The organism is Psychrobacter sp. PAMC 21119, assembly GCF_000247495.1.
Taxonomy (GTDB): domain Bacteria; phylum Pseudomonadota; class Gammaproteobacteria; order Pseudomonadales; family Moraxellaceae; genus Psychrobacter; species Psychrobacter glaciei.
Genome location: NZ_AHVZ01000036.1, coordinates 1 through 12,872 on the forward strand (window position 1 = coordinate 1; position 12,872 = coordinate 12,872).

A 12,872-nucleotide genomic window follows, 5' to 3' on the forward strand; every position below is an offset into this window, starting at 1 on the left:
GAACTGACCCCCATAAGTTGGACACAACTTATGGGGGTTATTTTATGAAGTATGACATCGACTTTAAACTAAGGGTGATAGCCTATTATCAACAAGGACATTCAGGCATTGCTACCGCAAAGCATTTTAATATTAATGATAAAGATGTTTTTAAGTGGGTAAACCAGTATTTAAAAGACGGTATACTTGCAATCAAACCTAAAGCTGGCAAAGCCATCTACAGTAGCGAGTTCAAGCTTCAAGTCCTGACCACAATGGCAGGTGAAGGTTTAAGTCAATCGCAAGCCGCTTTGAGGTTTAACATTAGCTCGCCTGCGCTGATTAGTGTATGGCGCACCGCCTATGCTCGTCATGGTATGCTAGGCTTAACTGCCAAAGCTAAAGGACGACCTACTGTGAAGCACCCTTATCTCACTGACAAGCCTGAGCATGAGAAGAGTATAGAGGAGCTCAAACGCGAGAATGAATACCTCAAAGCGGAGAACGCCTACCTAAAAAAGCTCGATGCCTTGCTCAAAGAGAGGAAAGCCAACCAGACAAAGCAAGGCTCGTCAAAGGACTAAGAGATCAGCATCCGCTCGCTTTACTATTACTCATTGCAGATATAGCAAGGAGCAGCTTTTACTATCATCTGCGTGTTCTGCAAGCGACAGACTAGTATGCCGATCTTAAACAGCGTATCAGTGACGTCTATCATCACCATAAAGGTCGGTATGGCTACCGTAGAATCACTCAAACGCTTAAGAACGAAGGACTAAGATACAACCACAAGCTCATCGCACGGCTTATGAACGAGCTTAAACTTACCGCGAGAATCAGACGACAAAAGTATCGTTCCTACAAAGGACAGTGCGGCGTTATTGCCAAGAATAGGGTCAAACGTAGGTTTAGAGCAAAAGCGCCAAATCGCAGGTGGCTGACTGACATTACTGAGTTTAAAGTGGGCGATGATAAACTGTATCTGTCACCCATACTCGATTGCTTTAATAATGAGATCATCAGTTATGAATTATCAAGACGACCCGTATATGACTTGGTGAAACAGATGCTTGATCGCGCGCTCAAAGGCATATCATTAAAGCGCAGGCTCAAGGAGCAGCTAACGCTGCATTCAGATCAAGGGTGGCACTATCAGATGAAACCGTTTGCAACAACGCTAAAAGCCAATAACATCCAGCAAAGTATGAGCCGAAAAGGTAACTGCTTAGACAATGCGCTGATGGAGAGCTTCTTCGGTACGCTCAAGTGTGAGACTATTTATATTGAAAAGCCATCGAGTATTGAGGCGTTAGAGCAACAGATTCATAAGTATGTGCATTACTACAATCATGAAAGAATTCAGCTTAAACTAAAAGGACTGAGCCCTGTACAATACAGAGCTCAGTCCTATCTTTAATTAAACCGTCCAAGTTTCGGGGGGCAGTTCACTGTGCTAGTAAGTAGGCGGGTTTTTGATAAAATAACGAGCGAAAGTTTATAAAATGTAATACAATATATCTTTGTTAATATAAAATCCTTTTAAATCAATAACTAATATTTAATGCTGGGTTTTATTTTCGCTAGTAAGTTATATAAATATTAATATTTTATAGGATAAGAGATGACGGCTAATACTCCTCAAAAAAACCTTGCTGCAGTGCTTTTCTTGGCAGTTTTTTTAACGGCCTGTGGCGGTGGTAGCGACTCTGACAGCAGTTCTACGTCCAATGATTCACCAAGCCAATCACAAGAAGTCATTTCAGAACCAATAACTTCGGCACCAGTAACGGCGGAGCCTGATGATCAGGACAATGAACCAAACGATAATGTCCCTGTCAATACAAGCGACGAGCCTACTGAAAATAACGCGCAAGCAGCATTAAGTGCTAATAACCAATTTAGTCTCGCAAGAACCAGCTGTGGCTTAGGCGGTTTGTCTATGGATACTGCGCTTGATGACATTGCTATTCAGCATGCAAACTATATTAAATATGTATTTGCCAATAGCACGCCAACCAGTTTTAATGCGCATATCGAAAATGAAATAAGCGATATTGCTAGCGTAACCGGTACCAATAACCCATTCTTTGGTGGCTTGGATTTCTCAGATCGCTTATCGAATGCAAACTATCGTAATGCACAATATGGTGCTACTGAAAATATTGCTCAGTCTGTCTATTATAGCTCAGCAGGTAATTTTTTGAGCGTAGATATGGTAGCTACCTCAATGGCCAAGTCATTGTTATCAGCACCTTATCATCTGCGTTCTTTGATGCTCCCAACGTCAAGTTTGGTAGGCACGGGAATGGTTACTTACAAACCCAATGGTAAGAGTACAGCCAATAACCAAGGTTATGTCTTGGTCAGCCATGCTTCAGCGACACAAACGACCAAAGACAAATCAGTTTCAGGTATTTTTACCTATCCATGTCAGGGTGTGACTGGAACAGTGACCGCACTATACAACGAGACACCAAACCCTGTTAAAGGTACTGGACGCAATTTGCGCACTGATCCTATCGGACAACCCGTTTATATTAGTATGCCGTCAGCTAAAAACATTAAGGTCAGTAACATCAATTTTAGAGATACGCAGCGCAACGCAGATGTGCCGATTCAGTTAATTGATTTTGATAACGATCCGTATGCTAATACCAATTACGCGCTACCAGCGAACGAAGCTTTTATCTTACCGTTGACCGATGCACTAAAAAGCTGTGAAATCAAGCGCGCGGCAAATCAAAGCCAGCAATGTGGTCTTTATGGCAATACTAAGTATCAAGTGAGCTTTGATATTCTAGTCGATAATAAAACCTTACAAAATAAGTCATTTACTTTTACTACGGGTAAAGTGAATTACTAGTTAATCTGATTAACTGATATTGTAAAATAAGGGCTGAATCAGATAACTGGTTCAGCCCTTGTTATATAAAAAACCTGTCAGACTATTAAAAGGTACAAAAACCTAAAAATAATCTCTCTTAGAATGATGAGTTCGGCTGTTCTAAGAATGCTTCTTCGTCACTAGTTGTTTCTCTACCTAGCGTTTTATTACGATGCGGATAACGACCGAACTGATCGATAACGTCTTTATGACGATGTTCAAAGTCTAAAGTAGTCGCGTCATTTAGTTGCTCAAACAACGTTAAATAGCGCTCATGGATAACGGCTGATTCAGAATGCATAAACGGTATAATAGTAAATCGACGCCACTCCATCGGTAACGTGTCAAAATGCGGCTGTTGAATGGCTTCTTGTGCTAATACCACTGCCATACTGTCTTGGGCAAAAGCGCACGCTTGCCCGCGGCATAGATTGCGTGAAAACTGATCTAAGACGATAATTTCTGCCAGACGTCCTGCCAAATTAGTCATTGAGCTATTCACATCATTTTGATTTTCAGACCATCGCCAAGGCGCACATTCACCGTGTTTTGCTGCCTGCCAGATTTTGCCAAACTTATCATGAATACGCTGATCAAAATCATCATTTTTTGCAAACCAATGCTGCTCATTATTTTTATCAAACCAAAAGTCCAACACTGCACGTGCATTAGGGTCGAGATGGGTCAAATCAATATTTCTGGATTCAAGTTTGGATAAGTTGGTTTGGCTGGCGGCGCTGGAATAATCGGTTGATAGTGACATAAGATATTCTAATTATGATGGATTTAGTCTACTATAGCGCACTTAATTAGCGATGTCACAATGCTAAAAAAGCACAGTAATAAAAAACGCTCATACTACAAACAAGCATTGTTATCACAAGCTTTACTACCGCATATACAAGCCATTAGGTTGTCTCTTATGAACTCAACAAAAAACACCAAACCAGTTTCGATACCAACTTCGATACCAACGCCTTATTATCTGCTCGATGAAGCAGCAATCGTTGCCAATATGCAGATTATCGCTCGACTTTGTGAGTTGTCTGGTGCCAAAGCCTTATTGGCACTCAAATGCTTTGCCACTTGGGGCGTGTTTGATGTCATGCAACCCTATTTGCACGGCACTACTTCGTCGTCGCTCAATGAGGTGCGCTTGGGCTACGAGACCTTTGGCAATAATAGCGCTGATAGCAATGATGAAGGGAATGATGAAGATAAAAAAGAAACCCATGCCTATAGCGTCGCCTATAGCGTAGATGAAATCGATGAAGTATTGAGCTATGCTGATAAGATTATCTTTAATTCTATCTCGCAGCTCAATGCGTTTAAAGACCAAGCTGGCGCAAAAAATATTCCAGTTGGGCTACGTTTAAACCCAAAGACTAGCAATTCATCGTTTATCATTGCTGATCCTGCGCGTCCTTTTAGCCGTCTTGGTGAGCATGATAAAGATAAGATTGCAGCAGTGCTTGCTGAAATCACTGGAGTCATGATTCATAACAATTGTGAAAATGACAGTTTTGAGGCCTTTAGTGACAGTTTGGCGGATATCGAATATAGGTTTGGTGACGTTTTAGCGCAGCTTGAGTGGGTCAGTTTGGGCGGTGGCATTCACTTTATCGCGCCTGATTATCCATTAGAAAAACTAGCCACGCGATTGAAAGATTTCAGTGAAAAATACGATGTACAAGTCTATCTAGAACCAGGTGAGGCGAGCATTCATGGTGCTGGATCATTGGTCACGACGGTCTTAGATACGATGCACAACGGAAAAAACCTAGCCGTTGTTGACGCTTCTATCGAAGCGCATATGCTGGATTTGTTGATTTACCGTGAGTCAGCACCCATTGCGGCTATTAACGAAGCGTTGATTGATATTGTACCTGCCGATATGGCTAAAACAGTGGACATTTCAGACAACACTATTATTTATGGTCGTTCTTGCTTGGCAGGTGATATCTTTGGCGAGTATGCCTTACCTAACCATTTGCAGGTAGGCGATAAGATTGCCTTTGGTAATGCGGCGGGCTATACCATGGTGAAGAAAAACTGGTTCAATGGTGTCAACATGCCAGCGATTGTTATTCGTCGTTTGGATGGCAATATTGATGTGCAGCGTGAGTTTGATTATCAAGATTATAAGGCGAGTTTGTCTTAGTATTCGCCGTTCGATGATGCTTGAGCACAACCAGATTGTATCTTAACCATTAATTATTGCCGAAAAGCCTGCAAAAATTGTTATAATCGCCACGGGCAAAACCAGCTATTTTTGCCCGACGGGTGCGTGGGTTTTCCTCGGTCTTCCTTTTTAATTCACGCATATCATTCACTCGTTTCTGTTTTGACTGGCCATTTCTTAGGCGATGACAGGGACACAAAGGAGGATTGTTGCATTGAATACCAACCAACAAGCTAAGCCCAACAAAAAAGATGTACTCATCATCGGAGCAGGCGGTGTCGCTCAAGTAGTCGCGCATAAATGTGCGATGCATAATGATGTGCTCGGCGAAATTCATATCGCCTCTCGTACTCAAGATAAGTGTGATGCTATTGCGCAAAGTGTCAAAGACAAAGGTAGCTTTAAACAAGCAGCTATTTTGCACACGCATCAAGTTGATGCCATGGACAGCCCAGCACTTATACAGTTGATACAAAATACTGGTGTGCAAATCGTTATCAATGTCGGCTCGTCATTTATCAATATGACGGTGCTAGAAGCTTGTATTGAGACAGGTGTTGCTTATATTGATACCGCTATTCATGAAGACCCACGCAAGATTTGCGAGACACCGCCATGGTATAACAACTATGAATGGCAGCGTAAACAGCGCTGTGCGGACAACAATGTCACGGCGATTTTGGGTGCAGGCTTTGATCCTGGCATGGTCAATGCTTACGCGCGTCTTGGCTATGACATGATGGATAAAGGCTCGGTAACTGATATTGATATTATTGATATCAATGCTGGTAGCCATGGTAAGTATTTCGCCACCAATTTCGACCCTGAGATTAATTTCCGCGAATTTACCGGCACGGTCTATTCTTGGCAGGACAGCAAGTGGCAATCTAATAAAATGTTTGAAGTAAAGCGTACTGATGATCTGCCCGTCGTTGGTGTGCAAAATAGCTATTTAAGTGGTCATGATGAAGTGCACTCGTTGTCTGCTAACTTGGATGTGCCCAACATCCGCTTTTGGATGGGCTTTGGTGAGCATTATATTAATGTATTTACGGTATTACAAAGCTTAGGTCTACTCTCTGAGCAGCCAGTAATGACCGCTGAAGGACAAGAAGTCATTCCGTTGAAAGTGGTCAAAGCAGTACTACCAGACCCAAGCTCACTTGCGCCAAATTATACGGGCAAGACTTGCATCGGTGACAAAGTCAAAGGCACCATTAATGGCGTTGATACTGAGGTGTTTATTTATAATATCTCAGATCATGAAGACGCTTACAATGAAGTCGGTAGCCAAGGTATTTCTTATACCGCAGGTGTGCCACCCGTTGCTGCCGCTATGCTGGTCGCGACTGGCGAATGGGACGCTGGCAAGATGGTTAACATCGAAGAGCTAGATGCTAAGCCGTTTATCAATCTACTTAATAAGATTGGTTTGCCAACACGTATCAAAGATAGCGAAGGCGATAGAGCACTAGCGTTCGACATTTAATACGTTATCTGCATTCAAAAAAAGCCTGTTTAACTTCTCAGTCAGAGAGTTAGACGGGCTTTTTTGTGTGGTCTGTGTCGTTTAAATAGAGATGTGTCTAAAATTAATATCAGCAATGTGTGATGTATCGATATGACTTTTCACTGACTATATTTAATGAACGTCTCATGATTGGGAAGATTATCATTATTAGTACGGTGATTTGCCTATTTGGTCGTTGAATCTGACCACCATGTGATTTGATGTGTTAATTGATAGCTATGCTTGATAATCGTTATCATGAAGTATCTAACAGGCACAAAAAAGCTGAGACATGCTCAGCTTTTTTATTTTTCTAGATATTTAAAAACTATGAGCTAGGCTCAGGAGTTTCTGAAAAATTCAGTCATTTTCAAGGAAAGAGCGCAAGTGCTCAGAGCGTGAAGGATGACGCAATTTACGTAGTGCTTTTGCCTCGATCTGACGAATACGCTCACGCGTCACATCAAACTGCTTACCGACTTCTTCCAGCGTATGATCCGTTGGCATATCGATACCGAAACGCATTTTTAGCACACGCGCTTCACGTTCAGTCAAGTTACCCAATACGTCACGAGTGGCTTCACGTAGACCAGCAGACGTCGCATCATCGACAGGACTTGAGATCGTACCATCTTCGATGAAATCACCTAGATGCGAATCTTCATCGTCACCGATTGGTGTCTCCATAGAGATAGGCTCTTTAGCGATCTTTAGTACTTTACGGACTTTGACTTCGTCCATCTCTAAGCGTTCGCCTAATTCCTCAGGCGTTGGCTCGCGTCCCATTTCTTGTAGTAGCTGACGTGAGACACGGTTGATTTTGTTGATAGTCTCAATCATATGCACAGGGATACGGATGGTGCGTGCCTGATCCGCGATAGAGCGGGTAATCGCCTGACGAATCCACCAAGTGGCGTAGGTCGAGAACTTATAACCACGACGGTATTCAAATTTATCGACCGCTTTCATTAGACCAATATTTCCTTCTTGGATAAGATCCAAGAACTGTAGGCCACGGTTGGTATATTTTTTGGCGATAGAAATAACCAGACGTAGGTTGGCTTCGACCATTTCTTTCTTAGCACGTCGAGCTTTTGCTTCACCAACAGCCATACGGCGTGCCACATCTTTCATGTCGTGGATTTTCATGTCGAGCTGCTGCTCGTAATCCCGAATTTTACGCTGTAATAAAATCACGTCATCGGTGACTTTTTCTAGAGTGCCAGCAAATGCAGGCTTACCTTTGATACGCTCAATGAGCCAATCAACGTTGGTTTCATTACTAGGGAAGGTCTTGCGGAACTCGTCACGCGGCATACGACCACGGCGAATCACCAAACGCATGATTTGACGTTCTTGTTTACGCACATCGTCATACACGTCATGCATAATAGCCATGACTTGGTCTGATAAGCGGTTGTTTAGCTTGAGCATCATAAAGCGTTCTGCAAGCTGCGCATAGGCTTCATCGGCTTGTACGCTACCACGGCCATAATCGAGCAATGCTTGCTTGGCTTTGATAAATAGATTTTCGATCTCTTCTAGACGTAGGCGTACTTCTTCTGGATCGATACCGCCAGTTTCTTCTTCCTCTTCCTCAGCGTCATCAATATCATCAGAGTCGTCGTCATCGAGATCCTCTTTAGCATTGGCTTTTGGCTTAATAACCGGCGGGTTTTCTTTTTCTTCTTTGATGCGTTCTCTTTCTTCTTTTGCCGCCTCTTTGGCTTCTTGTGCGGCTATTTTGTCTTCTTCGGTTTCAGGATCCAAAAAGCCAGTAATGACATCAGAGAGCTTTTTGTCGCCATCTTGTACTTTTTGATACTCATCAAGGACGAATTGTACTGTACCAGGCCAATAAGACATGGCATGTTGCACGTCACGAATACCTTCTTCGATACGCTTGGCAATAACAATCTCGCCCTCACGGGTTAGCAAATCGACCGTACCCATTTCACGCATATACATACGCACAGGGTCGGTGGTACGGCCTGGATCGGTTTCAACTGCGGCTAATACGGCGGCGGCTTCGTCTGCTGCTGACTCATCATCACTTGAATCATCGTTCATCAAGATGTCATCGGCATCAGGTGCAGATTCAAAGATTTTAATACCAACGTCGGTCAGCATTTGCACAATATCTTCGATCTGATCGCTTTCGGTAATAGAGTCGGGCAGTTGGTCATTCACCTCAGCATAGGTTAAATACCCTTGCTCTTTACCCATTTGGATTAAGGTGGCCAGTTGAGATGTGGACTTAGAAACTGACTTATCGTTCATAAATACTCGCTTACTTGCATCGGACATTTTTATATTGTGACGCGCTATCGCTGGCTGGGTGCGTTGATCTTATCAATCGATTGATCAAAATGTGGCGTAGAGGTTGTCAATAATATCAAAAATGAGTGGATATGAATAAAGGCTCAAAACACTACAATAACAGGGCTAAAAAACCACTAAAAAACTGTTAAAAATATATCAAAAATAGTAATACCTAAAAATAATACTTAAAATTCGTGCTTAACGATGCATGCTTATCATCATTTCGTAAGCCATGCCATAAATAGTTAGCGACACAGTTTAACACAGACCAGTGTAATCAAGCACGAGGTAGTGAATGCTCGCTACCATTTTTTACTATCTGCTTAACGATAAAGAGATGGTCTGAGCGACTGGCTATAATCATTATTAGTGGGGTCAATCCTCATACTTTTAAAGGGCTGGCATTTTATAAAACATAAATAACACCAAATACTAAGACTGAACCGTGACCATCTGCGCTGATTGTTCGGCTTGCTGTGCACGTAGCCAATCATTTAATAACTGTGACTGCTTACGAACTATCGCTAGCTTAATGTGGTCAGGGTTTTTGATCAGCTCTTGCATCTTTTTTTGCAAATGTAGCTTAAGCAATTGCATGACTAAATTTTCGACCAATTCATCAAGGCTTAAAATATTTCTTGCCGTTAACGTTTTATAAAACCCACCCCAACTACGGCTGAGTGTCTCTTGAGTCATCGGCTGTACGTTAGATAATATAAAGTGCGCTGCTGCGTTAGCATCTGTTGGTAGATGCTTTAGGCAACGCTTGATTGTACTGACAATATCCAACAGGTCGGTATCTTGCAGGTCTTCCCAAGCAAGTGGACGAAGGGTATCGCTCGCAGCTTTCTGTTTGATATGCGCAGGCAGCTGTAAGTCACTGATACCTGCTTGTTGCCAAATCGATTCAATAGGGTCTTCGAGTAAGGCGCGCGGTTGGAATAAAAAGCACAGCTGCAACTGCTGGCTGATGGTCATGTCACCATCAAAATCGAGCAGGGCGTCTTTCGCTTCGATGTTTTGACTGCGTTTGCCACCAAGCTTTTGATAAATGTCATTATTCAGCAGGTAACGAAAGCTACTGCCTTTGGGAAGCGCCATGGTTAATGAGCGTACCTGTGACATCAGCTTGGCTTTGCCTTCCACCAAGGTCAAATCGTAACGTTCGCTTAAGTAGGCAAAAATATACTGTGACAGCGGCATGGCATTTTTGATTTGCTCCCGCATGGCGTCACCGCCCTGACTCTTGATAAAGGTGTCAGGGTCATGATTGTTCGGTAAGGTCAAAAACCGCAGCTCTTTATCATCAGCCAGTACAGGCAAAGCAACTTCTAGCGTGCGCCAAGCGGCTTTTTGTCCAGCACTATCACCATCAAAACTCAGTGTGAGGGTTGGGTTGAGGGTTAATAGCCGTGATATTTGGCTCTCATTAATCGCCGTACCCATAGAAGCAATTGCGCCATAGATACCGGCTTGGTAAAGGGCAATCACATCCATATAACCTTCGACCACTAACCAGCTGTCTGCGCGCTGCTGGCGAGATTCATAATAGCCATACAGTACGTGCTGCTTATGGAAAACGGGTGAGTCGGAGGAGTTAATGTATTTAGGCTTCACTTCATCATCTAATGCGCGACCACCAAAGCCAATGGTGCGGCCTTGATTGTCTCGAATCGGAAAAATAACCCGATCACGTAGTAGGTCATAATCGCGTCCGGATTCTGATTGGCGAACCAGACCTAGAGCTTTCAGTCCCTCAATATCCTGCGGAAACTGATGCTCAAGATGCTGCCAACCAAACGGCGCATAACCTAAACCAAAAGTCTCAAAGATGTCTTCCGTGATACCGCGCGATAAAAAGTAATGTTTGGCATGAGGGTGGGTCGTCAGACTGTGCTGATAAAACTGCTGAATTTGCTCTAACAGATCGTATAGGTTGCCGTCTTTATCAGAGACACTATTATCACTAGGTAAGCCTGCACCAACATTGGTATCGGTCAACCATGCAGGTGGAGCACTATTATCAGCTGTGTCTTGATAATCGGTGGGATAAGAATCCGTTGGGTAAGGCGCTGAATCGTAAGCGTCTAACGGTGGATAACCGTCGTAGCTGTCTTCATAGCTATTGCTGTCATTATAAGTAGGCTGGTCTGCATAATTTTTCTGCTGATAATCGGGCGCTATGCTTGATGGTAATTGCTCATCGGCAGTTGGCTGAAATTTGACGGCTTCAGCCGGCGCACGCGTGGTAGGTTTTATAGCAGGTGGTTTTTTGGTACGCTGATAACTGACGTTTTGTTGTTCTTCTTTCGGGACTTCAATACCAGTTTGTTTTGACAGTTCATTAACCGCTTCAATAAAGGTAAGGTTCTCATAATCACGTAAAAAACTGATGGCATTGCCGCCGACACTACAGCCAAAGCAGTGGTAGATGTTTTTTTGTGGATTGACATAAAAAGAAGGCGATTTTTCACCATGAAAAGGGCAGCAGCCCTTAAACTCACTTCCAGCACGTTTAAGCGTCGTGTGACGCCCAATAATACTGATTAAGTCAGCTTGGCTATTTAATTGTTCGAGAATGTGGTTTGGAATACTCATGCAAAAAACAGTTTACCATAGGACGATTATATTGGGGAAAAGCTGAGCGACAGAAACAGAAAAAATAAGGCCAACATGAGCGTTGGCCTTATTTAGTTGATAATGTTTCTTGATATGCTAAAAAGAAAAAATGCTATCTTAATTAACTTAGATAAGCCATCTTAACTCTAGAGCATTTATTCATCGTCCATATCGGTGCTATCGACATCTGGATTTGATGGCATGATACCAACACCTTGATCAGATAGCGTTGTACGACGCGTAGGGTTGATATTTTGTGGATCTACATTCGCTTCTCTGGCGGTAGAGCCAGTGCTCGATTGGCTAGTGACGCGCTCAGTTGACGCCTCAGGCAGACCCAAGCCTACATTGATACCATTACCACGTGTAGGAGAAGTATTGGCTATCGGTGCGTTGGCAGACGTAGTGTTTCCACTAGGCAATCTTAATTGACTGGCATTACGAATAACTTGAGTTTTGGTCGCGCCAGTATAATTGCCTTCAGAGACCGAGCTGTCTTTAATACCTGAACGGCCAAGCTTACCAAAGGTTAGCTTGTTAAACCAAGTGCGGTCACGTTTGGTGTTGAGCTTAACGCGTCCATCACTGGTCAGCCAATTTGGATAGTTGATCTGTAATAGGGTTTTGTATTCTTTTGCCAAGTCCGTTAGCCCCAGTTTTTCATGGCTATAGGCCAGAATGGCGATGGCTTCGGGTACAGATTCACTCAGTGGATAGTATTGAAACACCCATTTGGCACGGTTGACAGCAGCGACATAAGCCTCACGCTCAATATACCAACTAGCGGCACTCAGCTCACTTTCGGCAAACTGGTTGTAAATAAAGGTCATACGCTGCGCAGCATCTGGCGTATAAGGACTATTTGGGTATTTATTAATGAGCTCTTGGAAGTTGGCAAAAGCGATACGCAGATAGGCAGTATCACGTTCAGCTTGGTTCAGTTTAAACAGTTTAAGGCCTTCAGACGAGCCTTGCATATTGGCGACACCGCGCACGTAATAGGCGTAACTGACTTGAGGGTTAGAAGGGTAGAGACCGATAAACTGATCGGCACTAGCCGCTGCCAGTTCGAACTTACCGCTTTCATACTGGGCATACATCATATCGAGCAGGGCTTGCTCAGCATATTGTCCGGTAGGATAAAAGGTACGCAGATTGGTCAAGTCTTCAATCGCTTGGATATAACGAGATTTATCAATCTGAGCGATGGCATCGTTATAGTAGCCTTGCTCTGACTTTTCCGCAGTTTCGACTGCATCGACGTCTTTGTTGGTCAGGTTCTTAAAAGTTTGACAACCCACCAAGTTGACACTTATTGCAAGCAGGGTGATTGAGGACAGTTTGATAAACGTATTGCCAACAGCGTGCATACTTCT

The 12,872-nt window shown here is 43.2% G+C and carries 8 protein-coding genes and 1 pseudogene; 5 read left to right on the forward strand and 4 right to left on the reverse strand.

Features of this window, described 5'->3' with window-relative positions:
* The 3 genes and pseudogenes from RH96_RS11635 to RH96_RS11645 form a co-directional block, all read left to right on the forward strand.
* The coding region (locus RH96_RS11635) for a helix-turn-helix domain-containing protein (RefSeq protein ID WP_010201138.1) at positions 1-563 on the forward strand (563 nt) is incomplete at its 5' end.
* A gap of 110 nt (positions 564-673) precedes the next feature.
* Positions 674-1,396 (forward strand): annotated as a pseudogene (locus RH96_RS11640) (IS3 family transposase); the annotation flags it as partial.
* 204 nt (positions 1,397-1,600) lie between these two features.
* Positions 1,601-2,842: a CAP domain-containing protein gene (locus RH96_RS11645; RefSeq protein ID WP_010201141.1), complete on the forward strand. Its 1,242-nt coding sequence runs from the start codon at positions 1,601-1,603 to the stop codon at positions 2,840-2,842.
* Between the two features lie 118 nt (positions 2,843-2,960).
* On the opposite strand, the gene RH96_RS11650 is transcribed toward RH96_RS11645, so the two are convergent.
* Positions 2,961-3,626: a DUF924 family protein gene (locus tag RH96_RS11650; protein WP_010201144.1), complete on the reverse strand. Its 666-nt coding sequence runs from the start codon at positions 3,624-3,626 to the stop codon at positions 2,961-2,963.
* Between the two features lie 159 nt (positions 3,627-3,785).
* Here RH96_RS11650 and RH96_RS11655 point away from each other — a divergent pair, with 159 nt between their 5' ends.
* Positions 3,786-5,024, forward strand: a complete 1,239-nt coding sequence (locus RH96_RS11655; protein WP_010201146.1) for a carboxynorspermidine decarboxylase — start codon at positions 3,786-3,788, stop codon at positions 5,022-5,024.
* Between the two features lie 235 nt (positions 5,025-5,259).
* Positions 5,260-6,534 (forward strand): saccharopine dehydrogenase family protein, encoded by a 1,275-nt coding sequence (locus tag RH96_RS11660; protein ID WP_010201150.1) that lies wholly within the window; start codon positions 5,260-5,262, stop codon positions 6,532-6,534.
* A 381-nt stretch (positions 6,535-6,915) separates the two neighbouring features.
* On the opposite strand, the gene rpoD is transcribed toward RH96_RS11660, so the two are convergent.
* From rpoD to RH96_RS11675, 3 genes are all read right to left on the reverse strand, one after another.
* Positions 6,916-8,835, reverse strand: a complete 1,920-nt coding sequence (rpoD, locus tag RH96_RS11665) for an RNA polymerase sigma factor RpoD (RefSeq protein WP_010201151.1) — start codon at positions 8,833-8,835, stop codon at positions 6,916-6,918.
* Positions 8,836-9,309: 474 nt separating this feature from the next.
* On the reverse strand, positions 9,310-11,475 hold the full coding sequence (locus tag RH96_RS11670; RefSeq protein ID WP_010201152.1) for a DNA primase: 2,166 nt from the start codon (positions 11,473-11,475) through the stop codon (positions 9,310-9,312).
* A gap of 176 nt (positions 11,476-11,651) precedes the next feature.
* Positions 11,652-12,866 carry an outer membrane protein assembly factor BamD gene (locus RH96_RS11675; protein ID WP_010201153.1) on the reverse strand — a complete coding sequence of 405 codons (1,215 nt, stop codon included), beginning with the start codon at positions 12,864-12,866 and terminating at the stop codon, positions 11,652-11,654.
* Positions 12,867-12,872: the final 6 nt, after the last annotated feature.